Source organism: Bradyrhizobium cosmicum, from assembly GCF_032290525.1.
Lineage (GTDB): Bacteria > Pseudomonadota > Alphaproteobacteria > Rhizobiales > Xanthobacteraceae > Bradyrhizobium > Bradyrhizobium cosmicum_A.
Map to the genome: position 1 here is coordinate 151,711 of NZ_JASXTA010000005.1, position 22,805 is coordinate 174,515.

Consider the following 22,805-nt stretch of genomic DNA (forward strand, 5'->3'; position numbering starts at 1 on the left):
AAATGGGCGCTTCGGGCCCAAAACGAGCCGTTCCCTTGGTTGCCGCCTCCGGCCTCGTCGGGTAAACCCTGCCGCAACTTCGGACCGGTCGTTTCAGGCCGTCCGATTCGTTTCCTCAGACATCATTTTGGGACGACCATGCATCGCTACCGGTCACATACATGCGGCGCGCTCCGCGAGAGCAACATCGGCGAGACGGTCCGCCTGTCAGGCTGGGTCCATCGCGTCCGCGACCATGGCGGCGTGCTGTTCATCGACCTGCGCGACCATTACGGCCTGACCCAGTGCGTGGTCGATCCGGACTCGCCGGCGTTCGCGCAGGCCGAGAAGCTGCGCTCGGAATTCGTGGTGCGGATGGACGGCAAGGCCCGCCGCCGCCCCGAAGGCACCGACAATGACGATCTGCCGACCGGCAAGGTCGAAGTCTATGTCAGCGAGATCGAGGTGCTCGGCCCTGCCGGCGACCTCCCGCTGCCGGTGTTCGGCGACCAGGAATATCCTGAGGACATCCGCCTGAAGTACCGCTTCCTGGACCTGCGCCGCGAAAAACTGCACCAGAACATCATGACGCGCGTCGAGATCATCAAGTCGATGCGCCGGCGCATGGAGGGGCAGGGCTTCTTCGAGTTCAACACCCCGATCCTGACCGCGTCCTCGCCGGAAGGCGCGCGCGACTTCCTGGTGCCCTCGCGCATCCACCCGGGAAAATTCTACGCGCTGCCGCAGGCGCCGCAGCAGTACAAGCAGCTGCTGATGATGTCGGGCTTCGACCGCTACTTCCAGATCGCGCCCTGTTTCCGCGACGAGGACCCGCGCGCCGACCGTCTGCCGGGCGAGTTCTATCAGCTCGACGTCGAGATGAGCTTTGTCACGCAGGAAGACGTGTTCGCGGCGATGGAGCCCGTCATCACGGGCGTGTTCGAGGAGTTCGCCAAGGGCAAGCCGGTGAGCAAGAACTGGCGCCGGATTCCATTCGCCGAGGCGCTGCGCAAATACGGCAGCGACAAGCCGGATTTGCGCAACCCCATCGAGATGCAGGACGTCTCCGAGCATTTCCGCGGTTCCGATTTCAAGGTCTTCGCGCGCATGCTCGAGAACCCCAAGAACCAGGTCTGGGCGATCCCGGCACCGAAAGGCGGCTCGCGAGCGTTCTGCGATCGCATGAACTCCTGGGCGCAGGGTGAAGGCCAGCCCGGCCTCGGCTACATCATGTGGCGCGAAGGCGGCGAGGCCGCCGGCCCCATTGCAAATAACATGGGGGTTACTCGAGCGAGAGCGATCCGCGACCAGCTCGGTGTGAAGGAGGGCGATGCCGCCTTCTTCGTCGCCGGCGACCCCGACAAGTTCTGGAAGTTCTCGGGCCTGGCACGCAACAAGGTCGGCGAAGAGCTGGACTTGACGGAAAAGGACAAGTTCGAGCTCGCCTGGATCGTCGACTTCCCGATGTACGAGTACAACGAGGACGACAAGAAGGTCGACTTCTCGCACAACCCGTTCTCGATGCCGCAGGGCGGTCTCGATGCCTTGAAGGGCCAGGATCCGCTGACGATCAAGGCGTTCCAGTACGACATCACCTGCAACGGCTACGAGATCGCCTCGGGCGGCATCCGCAACCACGTGCCGGAAGCGATGGTGAAGGCGTTCGAGATCGCAGGTTACGGCGAGCAGGAAGTGGTCGACCGCTTCGGCGGCATGTACCGCGCCTTCCAGTACGGCGCTCCGCCGCATGGCGGCATGGCCGCGGGTGTCGACCGCATCGTGATGCTGCTCTGCGGCACCAACAATCTGCGTGAGATCTCGCTGTTCCCGATGAACCAGCAGGCCATGGACCTGCTGATGGGCGCGCCGTCGGACGCCACCACCAAGCAGCTCCGCGAGCTGCATGTGAAGGTGAACCTGCCGCAGAAGTGAGTGGTCTCGTGCCCCGGACGCCGCGCAGCGCTTCTTCAGCGGTGCGCTGCAGAGCCGGGGCCCACGCCTCCAAGGGCAATCAGTGCCGCGTTCTGGGTCCCGGCTCTGCGCAGCAGCGCTCGCGCGCTGCAGCGCGTCCGGGACACGAGAGCCTGCCTACAGCCCCGTTGACGCTTCGATATTGAACTGCGCGAGCGTGCCCTCCGGGTCGGCATTGAAGAGCTGCATCAATTGCATCAGCGGTACCTTGGCGCGGGGCGTGACCTTGATGACGAGCGTCTGGCCCGGCGTCTCGATGAAGCTTGCGATCGCGTCCACCGCCGTGCCCGCCTCCGGATTGGCGGCGGCGACATCCGCTCGGTACACCCTGACGCTGTCGACGAGGGTCTGGCGCGCGGCGTCGCGGCTGACATTTCGCCCTCGTGCATTCTGCGCCACCGCGGAATCGACGAAACCATTGTCGCGCACTGAGAGCTCGAGCGCGACAGCTTCAATCCGGGCCGCCTGACCCATAAGCTGGGCGGGATCGGTCGAAAACACCTCGCGTGGTACGTTGCTGAGCGCGACACGCAATTGCACTTTTGCGATCCCGATGTCGAGCGTCGCGGGCGTCAGAACGAAGTTGTTGGACGACTCTGTCCACGCCGCGCCGAGATCCAGGTTGATCGCGAGCTTGTCGATCCCGCTGAGGATCAATGTAAGCTGCTTCGGGTCGGATGGATCGGTGGGCATGACTATCTTGGCGACCGCATGTACCTTGCTCGGGATCGAGCCGATCAACTGCCCCCAGTCCAGGCTCAGCGTGTCGATCGTGACCAGCTTTTTGGTGTTCTTGTACGGCACCGACACGCCCCTGATCTCGGCGCCTTCGAGCACTCGGAAGAGGCCCAGCATCTGATCCGGCGAGGGCGCCTGGCCGGGATTGCTGAGGCTTGCTGCCCAGCGCATCAAATTCGCCGTGCTGAAGGATTTGAGCGCGAAGCGCTCCATCTTGAACTGTCCCTGCGGCGACGGCGTGTCGACGCCTTCGACCGCGAACTCGCCGTCGCGATATCGGACGGCATTGACCTTGGCCGTTCCTTGCGGCGTGCCTATGGACATCTTGCCGATTTCGGCCTTACCGATGCGAAGACCCTCATAGATTCCGGCGAGCTTCTCCAGCAGCTCGCGTGCCTGTGCCGGCGTGGCCGATTGATCCCGTGGCAGCGCGACGAATATTTCGGCCAGCCGGAATTTCGACGGCTGCACGGCGATGTCTTCCATGATGAAGCCGTCGACATCGACTCGCATCCCCTGTGCTGATTTGAGTGCATAGGGGCCTGTCGAAACCTGCCGGTACACCCGGCGGTAGCTGTCGTCGCTGGCCGCCTGCGGATCGAGCGCGGCGAGGATCGCGGTCGCGTCGAAATCGTTGACGATGATGTTCGACAATTCCCCCGTCAGCTTGTCCGGCCTGCCGGGCTGTTTCACGTCGACCGAAATCACGGCGCGGTCCGCCTTCATCGTGTCGATCTTGCCGTGCTTCAGGTTCTGGATCGCTAGTCCGGAATAGGTGACCTCGCCGCTGCCGGCGGCGCCGGAATCGAAGCTGATCGTGAGGGTCGGGGCCGTGAGCGACGATGCAGCGACACTCGCATATTGGCCGAGCACGTAGCGGTACATGTCGACCAGCGAGCCGTCCGCGGGCACCTGACCTGCGTGAGCAGCACCGGCATAGTCACGCATGACCAGTTGCGGGATCTTGTAGGCGAGCTTCAGCTTGGCAGCGCCGATCTGGTCCAGCACAACCTCAAGCCCGGTGATGTCGATGTCGTCGGCCGAGAACCTATTCTCGTCGATCTGGCGAACGCCCGTGCCCTTGATGGCGGCGATCCTGATCTGCGCCTGCGGCTCCTTGCCGGGTGTAACAGCGATGTTCTCGATCGTGAGGGTGCGCGTGGGCAGATCGAAGGCGATCTTGCCGTGGCTCGCCTTGCCGCCCTGCTTGCGAATCTGCTCGAACGCCGCCTCGACCTCGGCGGTGGCGCGATGCTGGATGTAGAGGTTGAAGCCGAACCATCCGCCCGCGGCGAGTACGGCTGCCGCGACCAGGCCGATCAGGATTCGCTTCATTCTCAGCTCCAGTTGCTCGTTTTGCACTGCGCAACCTGCCATATTCTGGAAAGGCCGCGCGGTCTAGGGAAAGCTAGTGCTGTCAGATATTTGACCGGTCACCCTGTTGATGGGCCCGCAATCCGATGTTGCCACCGGGGCGCCTGCCGTGCTTCATCCCGTTTCCACGGCCCGGAATACCGCCCGCTTTGGACGGCCGCTCCGGATGATGCATTTTGAGGCCGGTAACGCGAGGCGAGACACCGCATGTCGTCCTATTCTGATGATCTCCACCAGGCGGCGCTGGCCTATCACCGACTGCCGCGCCCCGGAAAGCTCGAGATCCAGGCGAGCAAGCCGCTCGCCAACCAGCGCGACCTTGCGCTTGCCTATTCTCCGGGCGTTGCCGCCGCCTGTACCGAGATCGCCAAGAATCCGGCTGAGGCCGCCACGCTCACCACGCGCGCCAATCTGGTCGCCGTGGTCTCCAACGGCACCGCGGTGCTCGGCCTCGGCAATATCGGCCCGCTGGCGTCCAAGCCGGTGATGGAGGGCAAGGCCGTCCTGTTCAAGAAATTTGCCGGCATCGACGTGTTCGACATCGAGATCGCGGCCGACACCATCGAGCGCGTGGTCGAGACGGTCGCAGCACTCGAGCCGACCTTCGGCGGCATCAATCTGGAAGACATCCGCGGACCGGAATGTTTCGAGATCGAGGCGCAGCTGAAGGAGCGCATGAAGATCCCGGTCTTCCATGACGACCAGCATGGCACCGCGATCATCGTTGCCGCCGCCATCACCAATGGCCTCAGGCTGAACGGCAAAAAGCTGTCGGACGTCAAGATCGTGGCGTCGGGGGCAGGGGCTGCCGCGATCGCGACGCTGAACCTGCTGGTGTCGATGGGCGCGCAGCGCAAGAACATCTGGGTCTGTGACATCGACGGTCTCGTGCATGAAGGTCGCAACACCACGATGGACCGCTGGAAGGCGATCTATGCGCAGAAGACCGACAAGCGCACGCTCGGCGACGTGATCGGCGGCGCCGACATCTTCATCGGGCTCTCGGCACCGGGCGTGCTCAAGCCGGAGATGGCCAAGGCGATGGGCGACAAGCCGCTGATCATGGCGCTCGCCAACCCGACTCCGGAGATCATGCCGGAGGAGGCGCGGAAGGTGCGCCCCGACGCCATGATCTGCACCGGCCGCTCCGACTACCCGAACCAGGTCAACAACGTCCTCTGCTTTCCCTTCATCTTCCGCGGCGCGCTCGATGTCGGCGCCAGCGCCATCAACGAGGAGATGAAGCTCGCCGCCGTCGAAGCCATCGCGCAGCTCGCGCGCGAGGCGCCGTCGGATGCGGTCGCGCAGGGTTTCGATACCGGCGAGACGCAAGGTTTCGGGCCGGGCTCGCTGATCCCCAGCCCGTTCGATCCGCGCCTGATCCTGCGCATCGCGCCGGCGGTGGCGAAAGCTGCGATGGAGTCGGGCGTTGCCACGCGCCCCATCACCAATTTCGACGAATACACCGCGCTGCTCGAGCGCTTCGCCTTCCGCTCCGGCCTCGTCATGAAGCCGATGTTCGCCAAGGCCAAGACCCAGCCGGTGCGTGTGATCTACGCCGAAGGCGAGGACGAGCGCGTGCTGCGCGCCACGCAGGTCGTGCTGGAGGAGAATCTGGCGCGGCCGATCCTGGTCGGACGTCCGTCGGTGGTGGACGCCCGCATCAACCGCTTCGGCCTCTCGATCCGTGCCGGCAAGGACTTTGACCTCATCAATCCCGAGGACGATCCGCGCTATCGCTCCTACGTGCAGTCCTATGTCGAGGTCGCCGGCCGCCGCGGCGTGACGCCGGATGCGGCGCGCACGGTGGTGCGCACCAACAACACGGTGATCGCCGCGCTCGCGGTGACGCGCGGGGAGGCGGATGCGATGCTCTGCGGCGTCGAAGGCCGCTACATGCACCACCTGCGCCACGTCCGCGAGATCATCGGCTTCTCGCCTGATATCAGCGATTATGCCGCGCTGGCGCTGCTGATCACCAGCAAGGGCGCCTTCTTCATTGCGGATACGCAGGTGCGCCCCAATCCGAGCGCGGAAGAGCTCGCCGAGATCGCCTCGCTGGCGGCAGTCCACGTCCAGCGCTTCAACATCAAGCCGAAGATCGCTTTCGTCTCGCATTCGGATTTCGGCAGCTACGACACCGACTCCTCGCGCAAGATGCGCCGCGCGACCCAGCTGTTGAAGGAGAAGCATCCGGAGATCGAGGCCGACGGCGAGATGCAGGGCGACACCGCGCTCTCGGCCGCGGCACGCAAGATGGTGCTGCCGCACTCCAAGCTCGAGGGCGAGGCCAACATCCTGATCATGCCGAGCCTCGACACCGCCAACGTCGCCTACCAGATGATCAAGTCGCTGGCGGATGCCTTGCCTGTCGGTCCGATCCTGATCGGCCCGGCGCGCCCGGCGCATATCCTCACGCCCTCGGTCACCGCGCGCGGCATTCTCAACATGACGGCCGTTGCGGTCGTGGAAGCGCAGGAACGCGCGGCCCGGCAGCAGCCGACGTTGTTTACCTGAGATGTGAGTTTTTCACCTCGCCCCGCTTGCGGGGGCGAGGGAACGGACTTCGGCGCTTCAATCCTTTCAAACGCTTTCGCCATTTCCCCGTTTGTAAACCGGCGCACGACTCTCCATAATCGCCCGGTGCGTTCGTCGAAATTCCGATTTCAAAAGCCTGAGCCAAGAGGCCGATCATGCCAGCGTTCGTGACTTTCGGGCGGATCCTGTTCGCCGTGCTGTTCATCTACACGGGCGCAACCAAGCTCTTCGCCATCCAGGCGACGGCGGACTTCATCGCCACCAAGGTCGTCGTGCCGGACGTCATTGCGCCCTACGCCAGGCAGATCGAGACGGCGACCGCCATGACCACGCCGCAGCTTCTGGCGATCGCCGTCGGCGCGCTCGAGATCGTCGCAGGCCTGATGATCGCGCTGAATTTCGGCGCGCGCTTCTTCGCGTTGCTGATGATCATCTACCTCGCGGTCGCGACCGTCCTGTTCTACGATTTCTGGAATCAGCCGGCGCCCGACAACGCCAAGATGCTGGTCGACGCGCTGAAGAATCTCTCGATCATCGGCGCGCTGTTCATGATCATGGGCTATGGCCGCACCACGCGCCCGGCCGAGGCGGCTTACGGGGACGTGTAGGCTCTTCGCCACGGCGTCACGGTCACGTCATGCGCCGCATCGAGCAGGTAGGGCGCGCCCGGCTTCATCCCGTGTGAGGCCAGCACGTCGTGCGGCGTCCGCTCCGGCACGCCCACAAAACAGCCTTCGCCGTCGGGCAGCTGCACATGCGGGGCCTCCGACAACCAGAACGTGTCGTACCGGTCCATGAACATGTCGAACACGACAGGGCCGCCGATGATCGCAACGGTGCCGCAAGCCACGTCGGCGAAGGCGCAGGCCTCCTTGAAGCCGGCATGATCCGGATTCCACAATGTCGCGTTCGGCATCTCGGGATCGACGGTGAGCGCCTTGATCTTGCGAGTCAGGACCAGCCGCTTGCGCTTCGCCGAATTCGCCTGCTGTTCGTGCGAGTGCCGGCCGTGCACGACCAGCGCGGCGCGGTCGAGCGCCTGCTCGAAGAACAGTTTGTCGCCCTCGAATTTCAGGCTGTCGGGCATGACGTGCATCGGGTCCGCGAGCATGCCGTCCGCGGAGATGATGACGTAGCCTTCGAAACGGAAAGACAATTGCCTTCTATTCGGAAACAGTCGTTACCACGGAGTTGACCGGGCGCTGGCTCACCGTCGGCAGCTTGGCGTCCTTGAGCAGCTCCTGATCGTATTCCGGCAGCGTCGAGGCTGGGAATTTGGCGCGCATCGCCACTACCTTGTAGCCGCCGGCCTTCAGGCGCTTGAGCAGCTCGGGCAGGGCTTCCGCCGTGTGCTTCTGAAAGTCGTGCATCAGGATGATGCCCTTGCCCTTGTTGTCGAGCTTCTTCATCACGGTTTCGACCACCTTCTCGGGCTTGCTGGCCTTGAAGTCGAACGAGTCGATATCGCAGGAGAAGATCGCGACGTTGCGGTTGCCGAGATAGGTGACCATCTCAGGCGGATGCTGGAGCGCCGGGAAGCGGAAGAACGGCGAAGGCGAGATGCCGCCGAGCGCCCACTTCACCGCCGAAAAGCCCTTCTCGATCTCTTCCTTGCGCTGCGCTTCCGTGAGCTTCTTGTTGTTGAGGTTGGCGTGCGACCAGGTGTGCGCACCCACGGTATGGCCGGCCGCGTAGACCTGCTTGAGGATCTCGGGCTCGTAGGTGGCGTGCTTGCCGATGGAGAAGAAGATGCCGGTGGTGCATTCGTCGGCCAGCGCCTTCAGCACCGCCGGCGTGTTCTTCGGCCAGGGACCGTCGTCGAAGGTCAGCACCACCTCGTGGTCGCGCAGGAAGTCGAGATCCTTGAAATGCTCGAAGCCGAAGCCGGGACCACCCGTGGTGTCGATCTCGACCGTGCGGGCGACGCCGAGCGCGCCCGGTGTGTTGCAGGCTGCGCGCGTCGGCTGAGGCGCCTGTTTGGGCGGCGGCGGCGGATTGACGAAGCCGGCCGGCTGCGCGACGGCGGGAGCGGGGGCCGGAGCTGCAGCGGGCGCTGCCGCAGCCGGTGTCGCCGCCGGCGCAGCCTGCGTGGCGGCCGGAGGCTTCGCAGCCGGGGTCTGTGACCACGCCGCGCCGCTCATCGCCAGAGACATCGCGCTCGCTAAAATCAGTCCTGCCGCCACACGCATGGTGTTGTCCTCGAGATTGATCCCGTTGTTCCGCCGTAGCTTTTTCGCCTCCGGCAAAACCATCCTGCCCCAAACGATCCTAGCCTAGATGGTGGGCCCTCGCCATTGCAACGGCTGTTTGGCACCGCGCTCTAATTGTGCCCAGCCCGATTGGATCAGATTGCGTCAACTGTCGGCCAGCGCCTTGGCTATGGCCGTCTTGATCCGCGTGTCGGTTGGATCGACTGCGGATGCAAAGACCTCGGCGATATGGCCGTCGCGGCCGATCAGGTATTTGTGGAAGTTCCAGCGCGGAACTTCCTTGGGGCGCGCCTCAGCCGCCCATTTGTAGAACGGATGCGCTTTCGATCCGACCACGACTGCCTTGGCCGTGATCGGGAAGGTAACGCCGTATTGGTGGTGCGCGGTCTCCGTGATCTCGCCGGTGCCACCGGGCTCCTGGCCACCGAAATCGTTGGAGGGCACGCCGATCACGGTGAGTCCGCGCCCCCTGAACTCGCTCCAGATCTCTTGCAGGCCGGCATATTGCGGGGTGTAGCCGCACAGCGAAGCGGTGTTCACGATCAGCAGCGGTTTGCCAGTGAAGGCGGCGAGGCGGATGTCGTCGCCGGACAACGCTGCGAAGGAGAAGGCGTAGGCCGGGATCCGGCTCATGCCGCCATCGGCGAACGACCGCGTTGCCGGCGCAAATGTGCCTGCAAGCGCCGCCGCGAGCATGGCTCTGCGATTCATCATGACGGCATCCCCCGAAATGATCCCGGCGCACTTTACTCCGCAGGCGCGACGCGCCTCGTCAACACCGCGTTATCGGACGCGACGGAGCTCTAGTACAGGCGGACGATGAAGTCGGTGCCTTCGCCGGTCTCGCCCTGGTTGATGCCCTGATCGGAGATGATGATCGAGCCGCCCGACGTCAGCATCTCGTTGATCTTCGCCATGGTGTCGGCGGGGATCGAGATGCGGTCGAGGGCTTCGGCCGGGCTGTCCGGCGTGACCACGGGCTTGGCTGTAACAGGCTTGGCTGCGACGGGGATCACGGCGGCGCCGCGCGGGCGGTGCGTCAGGCGGCTGTCGTCCTCGCGCGCCGCGGAGCGCGCGGAGACGGGCAGCGACACCACCGACCAGCGCAACGCATTGGCATCGGTCTTGTTGAGCTCGGCGGTGAAGACATGCGTGCCGAGCGGCCGGTCGCTCGCGGCGATCGTGACGGGGGCCTCGAACAGCGGCGCAAAGTTCTGCCGCACGTAGAGTTTGGAATCCTTGCGGCTGATGAAGACCGCGATCTGGCCGGCCCGCCTTGGCGCTTCCGGCTTTGCGGCCGGTGCCGGCTCGGCAATGCGGCTCTCGTCCTTCTTGGCATCGGGCGAGGCGGCGAAGGCCGGAGCATCGGGCTTCTTCGTGGAGTCGGCCGCTTCGGTCTTGGTAGGTTCGGTCTTGGTAGGTTCGGTCTTGGCCTCGACCTTGCCGTCGGGCGTTGTCGAAGCCTTGGGCGCTTCCGCGACCTCAACCGGCTTCGCATCAATGTTCGCGGGCTTTTCTTCGGACTCCGGCTTGGCCGCGTCGGAGGCTTCGGCAGTCCCGGTCCCGGGCTTTGCCTCGACCTTGCCTGCCGTTGTGGCGGCGTCCTCGCGGGCCGCTGCATTGCCGGTGGTCACATCCGACATCACGGTGTGGCCGACCGACGAGCGCAGCTCCAGCGCGGTATCGGCGCTGGCGGTTTTCGTCTCGACCGGTTTGGCTTCCGTGACCTTGGTGTCGGTGGCGCCCTTGTCGGCCTTGTCGTCGACATTGCTCTGCGGCACGAGGCTGGCCGCGGGCTGCGGCGGCAGGCGCACCGAGGCGAGCAGCGGATGCGAGAAGGTCTGCGGCGACATCTGGCCGGGTGTAACGATCACGCGTGCACCCATCCTGGTCCAGTTCCACATCTTCATCGCGAATGACATGGGCATGCGGATGCAGCCGTGCGAAGCGGGATAACCCGGCAGCACGCCGGCATGCATGGCGACGCCGGACCAGGTGATCCGCTGCATGTACGGCATCGGCGCGCCGCTATAGATGTTGGAATGGTGGAATTTGTGCTTCTGGATAATGCTGAACACACCCATCGGCGTCGAATGGCCCTTCATGCCCGTCGACACCGGCGATTCCGCGAACATGCCGTTGCTGTCGTAGACCGTGACCTTCTGGCGGTCGATCGAGACGGCGATAACGAGCGGCCCTTGCGGTTTCGTGCCGGCTTCCTTTTCGACAACGACCTCTTTCTTGCCGGCCGCATTGCGCTTCTGCGGCTTCTGTCGCGGCTCCTCCGGATGCCGCTCCTGCCGGCCGTAGGAGCCGTCGGAATAATCCGTCCAGTAATAAAATGCCGCATCCGCCTGGCTGGCCATACCAATCGCACCCGCCGCCGTCAAAATGGCGACCTGCCACAGCCGGGCCGGCGCGGCCGAAAAACGGGACCCGTTCACGCTATTCATTCCTCGAATCCACAATTCAAATCAGACGTTAGTCTCGCAGAGGGTATACGCGTTCACCAGCAAGGCAGTTCTGCCATCAGCTACATTTGTCCAACACGTAGCAAAAAAGCCTCACGGAGCGGTAAACGGAGGCCGCGACGGGCGGCCTGTCGTCTTCCTGAGCGGCCGTCGCCTCCCTACATTACGGGGACTTGCTACCGGAGAACTTCATGTCATCCCGTTTCCCCGGTCTTTCCAGCATCCGCTTGAAAGGCCTCGCATTATTCCTCCTGGCTCTGGCCGTGCCATTGGCTTCCGCCTCGGCCGCCGATGAGCCCGATCTGATCTTCCGCCGCTCGACCGTGTTCAAATGGATGAGCCCGAACGACAAGCTCGCGACCTATGGCCTCGACGACCCCGAAGTCGAGGGTGTCGCCTGTCATTTCACCGTGCCGGAAAAGGGTGGCTTCAAGGGCTGGCTCGGTCTTGCCGAGGAGGTCTCGGACATCTCGCTCGCCTGCCGCCAGGTCGGGCCGATCAAGTTCAAGACCAAGATGGAGCAGGGCGACGACATGTTCCGCCAGCGCCGCTCGCTGTTCTTCAAGAAGATGCAGATCGTGCGCGGCTGCGACGCCAAGCGCAATGTGCTGGTCTATATGGTCTATTCGGACAGGCTGATCGAGGGCTCGCCGAAGAACTCGACCTCGACCGTGCCGGTCATGCCGTGGGGGCCGGCGGACGCGAACGTCCAGAAGTGCGGCGAGTTCTTCACTCCGTGACGACGGCGCGGCCGGCGCGCGGTTTGGCGAGGTGCGAGCCGGTCAGTCGCCCGAACGCCTGCGGCGTGGCCTCGTAGCCGCGGCTCGATTGCTGCGCCATTTCGCCGGACGAAGGGGCGCGGCCGCGAGCAGGCCGCTGATCTCCGCGGTCCGTATGTTGCTCCGCGTCGCGCGCCGTTGCGCGATCTTGCGCCATGATATTGGCCTTCCCTCACGTGAACGCGCCCGATGGTGTGATTCGGGCGTCTCGGTCTCGATGGCTTGGGTCGCAGCCGATGCGTGCCCGGTTCGACGGGCCCAGCCTCGTTTGGCCCTCTTCAGCAGAAAAACGTAAAATGCATGTGAAGTGCGGAAGGCATGAATGTGACCGTGCGCGGTGCAGCGTGCATTTCCGCGCCCGAAGGAAGCTTGGCAGTTGGCTTTGAGCGGCGGCGCGACCCATCTGAAATGATTGGGGTTTTCTGCCCAATATGTCGTCGCGCCGGACCGGACGAAACAATTCTCATGGAGACGAAACCATTTTCCCCTTTTGGCGCATCACGCGCGAAACCGCCCGTGGTTATCAGCTTCACAACGACGACGGCGCACCGCCGGACACGGATTGGAACACACGATCATGCGCGCGCTCAGCTTCATCCTTGCCTTCGGTTTTGTGCTCGTCGGCTCCTCGTTCGCGGGTTCGCCGGACGGCAACCTGCCAGGTGTCGGCACCTTCCAGTACAGCGGCTCGCCGGTCACCACCATGGCGCCGCAGCCGATCGTGGTCGCCGCGCGCTTCTGACCGTCAGCAATAAAAATCAGCCGATAAAGGCCGTCATGATGGTCCGTTTCTGCGCCGCGGCGTTCATATCCCTCCTGACGATCAGCGCCGCGGAAGCACAGGTGCGCACTCCCTCCAGACTTCCGGATCCCCGCAGCGAGTTTGTGCGTCAGTGTGCGCCGCGCATGCTAGGACGCTGGCAGCATCCGGAGGAGGTCTGCGGCTGCCTGCATGATCATGCCGCCGCGGCCGTCGAGGACCGCGATCTGCGCGAGGCGCTGCTGCGCGGCATCAGCGAGACCGGCGTGCCGACGATCGAGACCGATTGGGTGCCGGCCTCCAAGCAAAGCGAGATCGGCCCAACCTTCACAAAGATCGCCAGGCCGACCCTTCAGTGCATGTTCGATCCGGCGAAGTCTTGAGCCGTCACTTCGTTTTCGGACCGTAGCGCGGCACGCAGGCGGCAGTTCGCGCCACGCCCTTGTCAGTCATCTTGGCGCCGCGCACTTCCTTGACCTGCCCGGCGGGGCAGGTTCCGTCATCCACCTGCACGCGCTGGCCGAGCTTGAGATCGGTAATGTCCTGTTCGCGTCCGACGGTGGCGGCATGCGCCGTCGTCGCAAGCGCGACCGAAATCAGGAGCGAGAGGCAGGCTGTCCGGCGGAGAAGCATGGCGAAAGGTCCCGGCATCGATGGAGCAATGTAGGGACCGGATCGTGATTCTGATAGGGAACCTTCGTCACGCCCGCCGGGCCGATTTGACCTTCGCACGCAGGGCAGCGCGCGATTCTCGCGCCAACTGTTCCGCCGATGCCACGAGTTCGGGAACTGCGTGCCCGGAAAATCCCAGAACGAATCCGGGCAGGGGACGCGCGCGCGAATAGGTGTCGGCCAATAGCCAACCCTCCGCTGCGGCGGCCTGCTTGGCCTGTGCGGCCACGGACAGATCCACAGACGGATCGAACCGGGCGACAAGGTGGAGCCCTTGCGAGGGCACCGGCACCGACAGCGCGCCGTCGGACGCTGCCTCCAGCGTCTCGGCCAGCGCATCGCGCGCCTCGCGATAGAGTTTTCGCACGCGCTTCAGGTTCGCGGCGAACGCGCCGGAATTGAGCATGTCGGCCACGGCGCCCTCCATCAGCGTGCCGGGAAAGCGATCGAGCGCGGCGCGCGCAGCGGTCACATCGGAGATCAGGCGCTCGGGCAGGGCGCAGTAACCGATGCGCAAGCCGGGAAACAGCGTTTTGGCGAAGGTGCCCATGTAGATCACGCGCTGGAGATGGTCGATGCCGGCGAGCGACATCAGCGGCGCGCCGTCATAGCGGAACTCGCTGTCGTAATCGTCCTCCAGCACGAAGGCCCCGGCTTGCCTCGCCCAATCGAGCAGCTCGAGCCGCCGCGGCATCGACATCTGCACGCCCAGAGGAAACTGGTGCGACGGCGTCACATAGGCCGCGCGCGCGTTGGGGCCCGCAGTGCGGCCCTTGGCGACACGCATTCCGTGCTCGTCAACCGGAACGGCCACGGCGCGGTAGCCGCAATGCGCGATGGTCTTGCGCGCGGCGGGATAGCCGGGGTCTTCGCACCAGACCTGGTCGCCGGGCTTGAGGATCGCACTCAGCACGATGCGTAGCGCGTGCAGCGTGCCTGACGTCAGCATGATCTGATCGGGATCACAGCGGAGTCCGCGCGCCGACAACAGGTGGTCGGCAATCGCTGCGCGCAGCTCGCGGCTGCCGCGGGGATCGCCATAGTGCAAATGCTCCGACCCGAAGGCGCGCATGCGCCGGCCGACGAAGGCACGAAAACGCTGCACGGCGCGTTCGTCGATATGGGTGCAGCCGAGCGAAAATGCGCCTTGCCGCGGCGCCTCGACCACGATCTTCGGCTTCTTCGGCTTGGCCGCACGAGCCGGAATGCGGGCGGCGACGAAGGTGCCGGAGCCGACGGTTGCGTCGGCAAAGCCGTCGGCGATCAGGCGCTCATATGCGGTGACGACAGCGTTGCGGCGGAAGCCGGTTTGTTCGGCCAGCGTCCGCGAGGGCGGCAGCGGCTCGCCCGGCTTGACGAGGCCGGCGACGATCATCTCGCACAGCGCCTGGTACAGCCGGTGCGCCGCGGAGGCACCTAGCGTGATATGCGCCCCGGTGAGGTCGAGCGGCAATTCAGTCTTGGTGGGCGAGGAAGAATTGGTCGGAATTTTTTGCATGGAATTGGCACTATCGCAGACCAAATCGGCCGCTACAACGGCTCTGGAATTGTTCCAATCCTCGACAGGAGCGGCCGTGAGCCAGACCGAGAGCCAGAATTCCTATCCGACATCAGCGCGCAACCAGGTGAAGCGCCGTCACGACCGAGGCTTCTACGATCACGCGACCGTTCACCGCATCCTGGATTCCTCGATGCTCTGCCACGTCTCCTACGTCATCGACGGCCAACCCTATTGCACGCCGACCTTCTTCTGGCGGGAAGGAACCAAGCTGTACTGGCACGGGAGCAGCGCCAGCCGCATGCTGCGCAACCAGACCAGGGGCGAGCGCGTCTGCCTGACGGTCGCCCATCTCGACAGCCTCGTTTTGGCGCGCTGCGGCTTCAACCACTCCGCCGACTACCGCGCCGTGATGGCGTTCGGCACGGCCTATCTCGTCACCGATCCCGAGGAGAAGGAGCGCGCCGCGATCGCGATGGTCGACCGCTTCTTCCCGGATCGCACCGCGAGCCTGCGGGCGAGCAACACGCAGGAGATCAAGGCAACGTCCTTCATCGCGATGGAGATCGAGGAGGCCTCCGCAAAAATCCGCGCCAAGGGTGTGGCCGACGACGACGAGGACTACGAATTGCCGATCTATGCCGAGCGCATTCCGGTGCGCACCGTGCTCGGCGCACCGGAGCCGTGCCCGCGCCTGCTCGACGGCGTCACCCGGCCTGCGACGCTCGATGGCTATTCGGAAGGCCGGCTGCTCGAAGATGCATTGCGGGATGCCTATTTTGCAGAGTACCCGAACGGTTGAAATCGGCTAGCTTGCGCGCTGTTCGATTGTTGAACGCCTGGAGCAGCCTGATGAATGCGCAAACGCAGCAGAGGATTCTTGACGCCGTCGATGCCGGCTTCGAGGCCCAGCTTGCGACCACACGTGATTTCGTCGCGATTCCTTCGACCCGCGGGGCGGAGGGGCCCTGCCAGGACATGATCGGGGACCTCCTGCGCGCGCGGGGCTATGAGGTCGACGACTGGCACATCAACGTCGATGATCTGAAGGACCTGCGCGGCTTCGGGCCGATCGAGCATGATTTTTCGAAGGCGCGCTCGGTGGTCGGTACGTACCGTCCCAAGACCGAGACGGGCAAATCGCTGATCCTTCAGGGCCACTGCGACGTCGTGCCCGCCGGCCCGCTGGAATTGTGGGACACGCCGCCGTTCTCGCCCGTCATCAAGGACGGCAAGATGTTCGGCCGCGGCGCCTGCGACATGAAATCGGGCACCATCGGCGCACTCTATGCGCTGGATGCGATCAAGGCCGCAGGCCTCAAGCCGACGGCGCGGATCCACTTCCAGTCCGTGATCGAGGAGGAGAGCACCGGTGTCGGCGCGCTTTCGACGCTGCAGCGCGGCTACCGGGCGGATGCCTGCTTCATTCCGGAGCCGACCGGCGGCAAGATGGTGCGCTCGCAGGTCGGCGTGATCTGGTTCCGCCTCCGCGTGAAGGGGCATCCGACCCACGTTGCCTTCGCGGGCTCCGGCGCCAACGCCATCATGGCGGCCTATCATCTGATCCAGGCGGTCCAGAAGCTCGAGATCGAGTGGAACGAGCGCGCGAAGGCCGATCGCCACTTCAAGACGCTGAACCATCCCATCAACTTCAATCCCGGCATCATCAAGGGCGGCGACTGGGCCTCCAGCGTGCCGGCCTGGTGCGATGTCGACTGCCGGATTGCGGTGCTGCCAGGCTGGTCGGTCGCCGATCACCAGAAAGAGATTGCGGCCTGCATTGCCGCGGCCGCGCGCAACCACCGCTTCCTCGCCAACAACCCGCCGGAGATCGAATGGTCGGGCTTCCTGTCGGAAGGCTATGAGCTGACGGGTTCCGCCGCGCAGGAGGCGGCGTTCGCAAAGGCCTTCGACAAGGTCTATGGCGGCGCGGTCGAGGACCTCGTATTCACCGCGCTCACCGACACACGCTTCTATGGCCTCAACTACGGCATCCCGAGCCTGTGCTTCGGCGCCAGCGGCGGCGAGATGCACGGCTTCAACGAGTTCGTCGAGCTGGACTCGCTGAAGAAGACGACCAAGGCGATGGCGCTGTTCATCGCGGATTGGTCCGGAGTGGAGAAGGCGTAACCACGGGCGTTGCTCTTTCCGCCGTCATTGCGAGGAGCCCTTGCGACGAAGCAATCCAGGCTGCCGCCGTGGAAAGACTCTGGATTGCTTTGCTGCGCTCGCAATGCGGGCGGGTTTCGTTGCCAGCGGCGCCTGTTGCCCAATCCACCGGCTCTCCCGAATACTTTAAGCTTAAAAGAAGGACTAGGATGCCGGCCTTACCGGTGGCAGACTGGTGCTCGTTCGCAATGCCTTGAGTCCGCCGAGGAAGTCACGATGCGCGATTGGGATGATGCTTACGCCAATTCCGCCCATATCCCGGGCTCGGACAAGATGCCGGCGCAGTGGGCGGAGCGGGCGGCGGCCTATCGGGTTGGGCTGAAAGATTTTCGTGCCGACATCGCCTATGGCCCCGGTGAGCGCCAGCGTCTCGACCTGGTCCTGCCCAACGGCGACAGCAAGGGCCTCGTCGTGTTCGTGCACGGCGGCTACTGGATGCGCTTCGACAAATCAACCTGGACGGATCTCGCCGAAGGCGCGCGGCATCACGGCTGGACGGTGGCGCTGCCGAGCTACACCCTGGCGCCCGCCGCGTACATCTCCGACATTACCGCTGAAATTGCCGCCGCGACCGCCAAGGCGGCCTCGCTCGTCTCGGGCCCGATCCGGCTCGCCGGGCATTCGGCCGGCGGCCATCTCGTCACGCGCATGCTGTGCGACGACAGCCGGCTCGAGCCCTCCGTCTACGATCGTATCACCGGCACGCTGTCGATCAGCGGCCTGCACGATCTGCGTCCGCTGCTGAAGACGAAGATGAACGAGACGTTGCGCATGACCATGGAAGAGGCCGCGCTCGAAAGCGCGGCGCTCCATCTGCCGCGCGGGCATTCGCCTGTGACCGCCTGGGTCGGCGGCAGCGAGCGGCCCGAATTCATCCGCCAGTCCGACCTGATGGCCAATGTCTGGACCGGCTTCGATGTGCCGACGCGCCTCGTCGTCGATCCCGGACTGAACCATTTCACCGTGATCGACGGACTGAAGGATCCGTCGTCGCCGATCACCGCGCGCCTGATCGGCCTCGACTGACGAGGCGAGGGATGATCGATCGAAAGGGCAAGCCATGACGTCCAGCGATTACGATCCCACCAAAGAGGGCGCCCAGACCGATTTTGCCCGGCGCATGTCTTACGGCGACTATCTGGCCTTGGATGCGATCCTCGGCGCGCAGCATCCGCTCTCGGAAGCGCACGACGAGATGCTGTTCATCATCCAGCATCAGACCACTGAGCTGTGGATGCGGCTTGCGATCCACGAGCTCAGCGCCGCCCGCCGCGCCATTGCCAAAGACGAGGTGCAGCCCGCGATGAAGATGCTGGCGCGGATGTCGCGCATCTTCGAGCAGTTGAATAGCGCCTGGGACGTGCTGCGCACGATGACGCCGAGCGAATACACGCGCTTCCGCTCGCAACTCGGCCAATCCTCGGGCTTCCAGTCGCGTCAATACCGGCTGATCGAATTCCTGCTCGGCAACCGCAACCGCGCCATGCTCAAGCCGCACGCGCACGATGTGGAGACGACCGAGCTGCTCGAAGCAGAGCTCGCGACGCCAAGCTCCTCTACGACGAGGTGCTCCGGCTTGCGGACCGCAACGGGCTCAAGATGCCGGCTGCCGTGCTGGCACGCGACGTCCGCGAGCCCCACAGCTTCAACGAGGGCGTGCTGCAGGCCTGGCGTATCGTCTACGAGGCGCCGGAGACGCACTGGATGCTCTACGAGCTCGCCGAGAAGATGGTCGATTTCGAGGACTATTTCCGCCGCTGGCGCTTCAACCATGTGACGACGGTTGAGCGGGTCATCGGCTTCAAGCGCGGCACCGGCGGCACCGGCGGTGTCAGCTACCTCAAGCGCATGCTGGAGATCGAGCTGTTTCCCGAGCTCTGGCGCGTCCGCACCATTCTTTAGAGATGTCCATGACCGGGTTTCGCGTCTACGACGACACCAAGGCTCTGTTCCACCTGCCTGACGGCGTGATCTATCTCGACGGCAATTCGCTCGGCGCGCTGCCGCTGGGTGTTGCCGAGCGCGTCAGCCGCGTCATCACCGCCGAATGGGGTAACGAGCTGATCCGCGCCTGGAACAGCGCCGGCTGGTATGTCCAGCCGCGTCGCGTGGGCGATCGCATCGCGCGATTGATCGGCGCGGAAGCCGGCTCCGTGATGGTGGGCGATACGCTGTCGCTCAAGGTCTATCAGGCGCTTGCGGCCGCGCTCGACATGAACGCCTCGCGCAAGGTGGTGCTGTCAGACACCGGCAATTTCCCAACCGATCTCTATATGGCCGAAGGCCTGATCGCGACGCTCGGGCGCGGCCATCAACTGCGCCTGGTCGCGCCGGAGAAGATCGAGGCCGCATTGTCGGAGGAGGTCGCTGTCCTCTACATCACCGAAGTCGATTACCGAACCGGCCGCCGCCACGACATGGCGAGGCTGACCGCGAAGGCGCATGCGCTCGGCATCGTCACGGTGTGGGATCTCGCACATTCGGCGGGCGCATTGCCGGTCGATCTCGCCGCCTGCGGTGCGGATTTCGCCGCCGGGTGCACCTACAAATACATCAATGCCGGCCCCGGCGCGCCGGCCTTTCTCTACGTCGCGCCGCGCCATGCGGACAGGGCGCACGCCGCGTTGTCGGGGTGGATGGGCCATGCAAAGCCCTTTGCGTTCGAGCTTGGCTATGCGGCTGCTGGCGGCGTTGAACGCATGCGCGTCGGCACGCCGCCGGTGCTCGCAATGGCGGCGCTGGAGGCTTCGCTCGACATCTGGGACCGGGTCGATATCGCCGAGGTCCGCGCGCGCTCGCTGGCGCTCGGCGACCTCCTGATTGCGGAGGTCGAGCGCCGCTGCCCGTCTTTGAAGCTGGTGACGCCACGCGCGCATGAGCGTCGCGGCTCGCAAGTCTCCTTCGCCTTCGATGGCGGCTACGCCGCGATGCAGGCGCTGATCGCCCGCGGCGTCATCGGTGATTTCCGCGCACCCGACATCATGAGGTTCGGGATCACGCCGCTGTATATCGGTGAAAGCGAGATCGTTCGGGCGGCGGAGATCATCGAAGCGGTGATTGCGGGAGAGGTGTGGCGACAGCCGGGATATCAGATCGTGAATGCGGTGACGTGAGCACCCCGGGCATCGTTGCGGGCAAGGCGAAGCATGCGCAAATGCGGGCGCCGATGTCGGCACGGTAATTACCTCGGACGTCATTGCTTTGCCGTGCGAAGCCATTCACGCTGAGATAACAATGAATTGGGAGGAGATCCGATGACACCGCTCGAGAAACTTAAAGCGATGAAGATGCCGTTCGCCGAGCTCAAGGGCGTCGAGTTCGTCGAGGCCGGGAAGGATCGCGTGGTGGCGAGGATGACGGTGCGGCCCGACCTCTGCACGCTCCACCACACCATCCATGGCGGCGCGGTGATGGCGCTGGCCGATTCCGTTGGCGCGGCGGCGACCGTGATCAACCTGCCTGAGGATGCCAAGGGCACGACGACCCTAGAGAGCAAGACCAACTTCATCGGCGGCGCCAAGGAGGGAACCACGGTCATCGCGACCGCCACGCCGATCCACAGGGGCCGGCGGACCCAGGTGTGGAGCACCCGGCTGGAAACCGAGGACGGCAAGCTGGTCGCATTGGTGACCCAGACGCAGCTCGTCCTGTAAGACTACGGGCCTTTGATTTTGTTAACGAATTAGTCGATCCCGCTGCCCGAAACTTGGGCAGGTTCCGTCTTGAAAAATTTGTTGCGACGCACAATATTGGAAGCCTAGGGATTCGAACGCCTCCTCGAGGGACACCAAGAGGAGTTTTGACGTGGTACTTGAAGAGACGACTCGCGCAACGTCCGTTCCGGGCTATGTGCGGACCCTGAGCCAGCAGGAAGAATTGCCGCTTCTGCGCGATCACCTGCTCAGGCTCGATGCCGAAAGCCGGCATGACCGTTTCAATGGCTTTCTCGACGACAGCTTCATCGAGCGGTACGCCGCGCGCTGCGCCGAGGACGGCACCGTGATCGTCGCCTATATCGTCGACGGCGTGGTCCGCGGTGCGGCCGAGCTGCATCCGCCCGAGGACGATTCGCTGCCCGAGGTGGCCTTCAGCGTGGAAGCCTCCGCGCGCCGCCAGAACGTCGGCACGATCTTGTTCAGTCGGCTGATCGCGGAAGCCCGCTGGAAGGGCTACAAGCGCCTGCGCATCACCACGGGCGCCGAGAATCACGCGATGCGGGCGCTCGCCAGGAAGTTCGGCGCGCATCTGCAGTTCCGCCACGGCGAATCGACCGGCACGATCGATCTCGCCAAGACGCCGGAGGCCGAGCTTGCCGATCTCGCGGCCTCGCCATTCACGGCCAGCCGCGCACTTCTCAGCTTCAACTCGACCTGCTGGAAGCTGATCTCCGCGATGTACGGCAATCGCGCCGCCTGAATAGAGACGCGGACCGGAATCAAAAAAGCGGACCGGCAAAACCGGTCCGCTTTTGTATTGGGACAAGGAATTAGGCGCTCAGGTACCGGTGCGCTTGTCGTTGCCGAAGCGGCGCACGACGCGACGTTCGACCACCACCGAGCGCTGCGCACCCTGTTCGCCGGCGATCACGCGCGTGGCGGTGATGCGGCTGTTGGTGCGGGCTTGCTTCTTCACCTCGGCCTGGACGGTTTCGAGCGGCATGCCCATCAGAGCTGCAGCAATCTCGGCCTGCTGCTCCTGGTCGTCGGTGATGCCGACGGCGGCGAAGATCGCCTCGTCCAAGGTCGGAGGATCGTGGCGCACGCGCCGCGTGCCATATTTGGTATTCCAGTCTGCGCTCATAACGGCCTCGTTTCGATGCCGGGATACCTAGTGCTGGAGATGTTGCATTGCAATATGAAATCCGTGTGGCATCACAGCTATGCACCGGTCGGGTGTCATGGCGGTGACGTGACACCGGCATCGCCAGCAACCTGCTGCTGCGGCCAGCGCTTCAGCGCGGCATGACCGGCATCGGTGAGCCCGTAGATTCCCCGGTCGGCGCGTTGGAACCAGCCATACACATTGTTAAGCAAGATCTTGCCGGCGTCGGGGCAGCGCTCGCGCAATTCGCTCACGCGCTGCGGGCCTGCCGCGAGCGCCGAGGCGCAAGCCAGCGCCTGCTGGCGATAGGCCGTCATGATCGGCGCGCGCGTGCTGCCGCCGAGCACGGGATCGCCTTGGCGGCGCTGATGCTCGGCGACCAGGCGCGAGCGGACCTTCGGCTCGCGGCGCGGCGCGGCCGTCGGCGGCTTCACCAGCACCTCGACCTGGCCGCGGTCGGTGACCCCGAGCATGCCGAAGCCGAGGCGGCGGCAGAGGTTGCGATAGCGCGCATCGCTCTCGCGTCCCTTGCCGCGGATCGACATCTTTGCCGCGATCCAGACCTCGTCGCCGGCGGGCGCGCGGTCGACCGCCTGGAGGATCAGCTCGAGATTGAAGGCGAGTTTGAGCTCCCCGATCACGACGACCGGCGGATCGCCGGCGCTGAGGCCAACGAGATCGCAGCCGCCAATCTCGCCCTTCACGGAGAAGCCGAGCTCTTCGAGGAAACGTTTGACGGGCAGGTAAAGCGCGGTTTCCAAGGAATGTCCGATCGGAGAATCAGTTGCGGGCAGTTTAGCCGGGTTCGGATTTGAGACTCTGCAC

22 protein-coding genes and 1 pseudogene are annotated in these 22,805 nt (G+C 64.6%); 13 read left to right on the forward strand and 10 right to left on the reverse strand.

What is annotated here, in order from left to right; genetic code table 11:
- Window positions 1-138 precede the first annotated feature (138 nt).
- A complete protein-coding gene (gene aspS, locus QSV46_RS11310) occupies window positions 139-1,911 on the forward strand; it encodes an aspartate--tRNA ligase (RefSeq protein ID WP_314950311.1) in 1,773 nt (590 codons plus the stop codon).
- Between the two features lie 156 nt (window positions 1,912-2,067).
- Here the strand turns inward: aspS and QSV46_RS11315 are convergent, their stop codons facing one another.
- A complete protein-coding gene (locus QSV46_RS11315) occupies window positions 2,068-4,023 on the reverse strand; it encodes a hypothetical protein (protein ID WP_314950313.1) in 1,956 nt (651 codons plus the stop codon).
- A 246-nt stretch (window positions 4,024-4,269) separates the two neighbouring features.
- On the opposite strand from QSV46_RS11315, the gene QSV46_RS11320 reads away from it, so the two are divergent.
- Entirely contained in the window at window positions 4,270-6,579 is a 2,310-nt protein-coding gene (locus QSV46_RS11320) for an NADP-dependent malic enzyme (protein ID WP_314950314.1), read from the forward strand.
- A gap of 176 nt (window positions 6,580-6,755) precedes the next feature.
- On the forward strand, window positions 6,756-7,208 hold the full coding sequence (locus QSV46_RS11325) for a DoxX family protein (RefSeq protein ID WP_314950315.1): 453 nt from the start codon (window positions 6,756-6,758) through the stop codon (window positions 7,206-7,208).
- On the opposite strand, the gene QSV46_RS11330 is transcribed toward QSV46_RS11325, so the two are convergent.
- From QSV46_RS11330 to QSV46_RS11345, 4 genes are all read right to left on the reverse strand, one after another.
- Window positions 7,193-7,756: a dihydrofolate reductase gene (locus tag QSV46_RS11330; RefSeq protein WP_314950317.1), complete on the reverse strand. Its 564-nt coding sequence runs from the start codon at window positions 7,754-7,756 to the stop codon at window positions 7,193-7,195. The two genes, QSV46_RS11325 and QSV46_RS11330, sit on opposite strands and share 16 nt — an antisense overlap.
- 7 nt (window positions 7,757-7,763) lie before the next feature.
- Window positions 7,764-8,789, reverse strand: a complete 1,026-nt coding sequence (locus QSV46_RS11335) for a polysaccharide deacetylase family protein (RefSeq protein ID WP_314950318.1) — start codon at window positions 8,787-8,789, stop codon at window positions 7,764-7,766.
- Between the two features lie 165 nt (window positions 8,790-8,954).
- On the reverse strand, window positions 8,955-9,524 hold the full coding sequence (locus QSV46_RS11340) for a glutathione peroxidase (protein ID WP_314950319.1): 570 nt from the start codon (window positions 9,522-9,524) through the stop codon (window positions 8,955-8,957).
- A gap of 89 nt (window positions 9,525-9,613) precedes the next feature.
- On the reverse strand, window positions 9,614-11,263 hold the full coding sequence (locus tag QSV46_RS11345; protein WP_314950321.1) for a L,D-transpeptidase: 1,650 nt from the start codon (window positions 11,261-11,263) through the stop codon (window positions 9,614-9,616).
- A 209-nt stretch (window positions 11,264-11,472) separates the two neighbouring features.
- On the opposite strand from QSV46_RS11345, the gene QSV46_RS11350 reads away from it, so the two are divergent.
- Complete coding sequence (locus tag QSV46_RS11350) at window positions 11,473-12,021, forward strand: CreA family protein (protein WP_314950323.1); 549 nt, start codon at window positions 11,473-11,475, stop codon at window positions 12,019-12,021.
- Here the strand turns inward: QSV46_RS11350 and QSV46_RS11355 are convergent.
- Window positions 12,011-12,217 carry a hypothetical protein gene (locus tag QSV46_RS11355; protein ID WP_314950325.1) on the reverse strand — a complete coding sequence of 69 codons (207 nt, stop codon included), beginning with the start codon at window positions 12,215-12,217 and terminating at the stop codon, window positions 12,011-12,013. The two genes, QSV46_RS11350 and QSV46_RS11355, sit on opposite strands and share 11 nt — an antisense overlap.
- Before the next feature lie 405 nt (window positions 12,218-12,622).
- Between QSV46_RS11355 and QSV46_RS11360 the strand changes: the two genes are divergently transcribed.
- Both QSV46_RS11360 and QSV46_RS11365 read left to right on the forward strand, forming a co-directional pair.
- A complete protein-coding gene (locus QSV46_RS11360; RefSeq protein ID WP_314950967.1) occupies window positions 12,623-12,802 on the forward strand; it encodes a hypothetical protein in 180 nt (59 codons plus the stop codon).
- Between the two features lie 35 nt (window positions 12,803-12,837).
- Window positions 12,838-13,203 carry a hypothetical protein gene (locus tag QSV46_RS11365; RefSeq protein ID WP_314950327.1) on the forward strand — a complete coding sequence of 122 codons (366 nt, stop codon included), beginning with the start codon at window positions 12,838-12,840 and terminating at the stop codon, window positions 13,201-13,203.
- A gap of 4 nt (window positions 13,204-13,207) precedes the next feature.
- Here the strand turns inward: QSV46_RS11365 and QSV46_RS11370 are convergent, their stop codons facing one another.
- Window positions 13,208-13,453 carry a DUF6719 family protein gene (locus tag QSV46_RS11370; RefSeq protein WP_314950329.1) on the reverse strand — a complete coding sequence of 82 codons (246 nt, stop codon included), beginning with the start codon at window positions 13,451-13,453 and terminating at the stop codon, window positions 13,208-13,210.
- A 67-nt stretch (window positions 13,454-13,520) separates the two neighbouring features.
- A complete protein-coding gene (locus QSV46_RS11375; protein ID WP_314950331.1) occupies window positions 13,521-14,990 on the reverse strand; it encodes a PLP-dependent aminotransferase family protein in 1,470 nt (489 codons plus the stop codon).
- A 76-nt stretch (window positions 14,991-15,066) separates the two neighbouring features.
- On the opposite strand from QSV46_RS11375, the gene QSV46_RS11380 reads away from it, so the two are divergent.
- From QSV46_RS11380 to QSV46_RS11410, 7 genes and pseudogenes are all read left to right on the forward strand, one after another.
- Window positions 15,067-15,792, forward strand: a complete 726-nt coding sequence (locus QSV46_RS11380) for a pyridoxamine 5'-phosphate oxidase family protein (RefSeq protein ID WP_314950333.1) — start codon at window positions 15,067-15,069, stop codon at window positions 15,790-15,792.
- Window positions 15,793-15,842: 50 nt separating this feature from the next.
- Window positions 15,843-17,120 carry an ArgE/DapE family deacylase gene (locus QSV46_RS11385; RefSeq protein ID WP_314950336.1) on the forward strand — a complete coding sequence of 426 codons (1,278 nt, stop codon included), beginning with the start codon at window positions 15,843-15,845 and terminating at the stop codon, window positions 17,118-17,120.
- Between the two features lie 255 nt (window positions 17,121-17,375).
- The gene (locus tag QSV46_RS11390) at window positions 17,376-18,185 is read left to right on the forward strand and encodes an alpha/beta hydrolase (RefSeq protein ID WP_314950338.1); all 810 of its coding nucleotides are present in this window, start codon (window positions 17,376-17,378) and stop codon (window positions 18,183-18,185) included.
- A gap of 34 nt (window positions 18,186-18,219) precedes the next feature.
- A pseudogene (gene kynA / locus QSV46_RS11395) lies at window positions 18,220-19,061 on the forward strand (tryptophan 2,3-dioxygenase).
- An 8-nt stretch (window positions 19,062-19,069) separates the two neighbouring features.
- Window positions 19,070-20,272, forward strand: a complete 1,203-nt coding sequence (kynU, locus tag QSV46_RS11400) for a kynureninase (protein WP_314950339.1) — start codon at window positions 19,070-19,072, stop codon at window positions 20,270-20,272.
- Window positions 20,273-20,413: 141 nt separating this feature from the next.
- Window positions 20,414-20,812 carry a PaaI family thioesterase gene (locus QSV46_RS11405; RefSeq protein ID WP_314950341.1) on the forward strand — a complete coding sequence of 133 codons (399 nt, stop codon included), beginning with the start codon at window positions 20,414-20,416 and terminating at the stop codon, window positions 20,810-20,812.
- Window positions 20,813-20,963: 151 nt separating this feature from the next.
- Window positions 20,964-21,575: a GNAT family N-acetyltransferase gene (locus tag QSV46_RS11410; protein ID WP_314950343.1), complete on the forward strand. Its 612-nt coding sequence runs from the start codon at window positions 20,964-20,966 to the stop codon at window positions 21,573-21,575.
- 78 nt (window positions 21,576-21,653) lie between these two features.
- Here QSV46_RS11410 and QSV46_RS11415 read toward each other — a convergent pair whose 3' ends face one another.
- Complete coding sequence (locus tag QSV46_RS11415) at window positions 21,654-21,959, reverse strand: hypothetical protein (RefSeq protein WP_271602968.1); 306 nt, start codon at window positions 21,957-21,959, stop codon at window positions 21,654-21,656.
- Window positions 21,960-22,054: 95 nt separating this feature from the next.
- On the reverse strand, window positions 22,055-22,741 hold the full coding sequence (locus QSV46_RS11420; RefSeq protein ID WP_314950348.1) for a DUF2161 domain-containing phosphodiesterase: 687 nt from the start codon (window positions 22,739-22,741) through the stop codon (window positions 22,055-22,057).
- Between the last annotated feature and the right edge of the window lie 64 nt (window positions 22,742-22,805).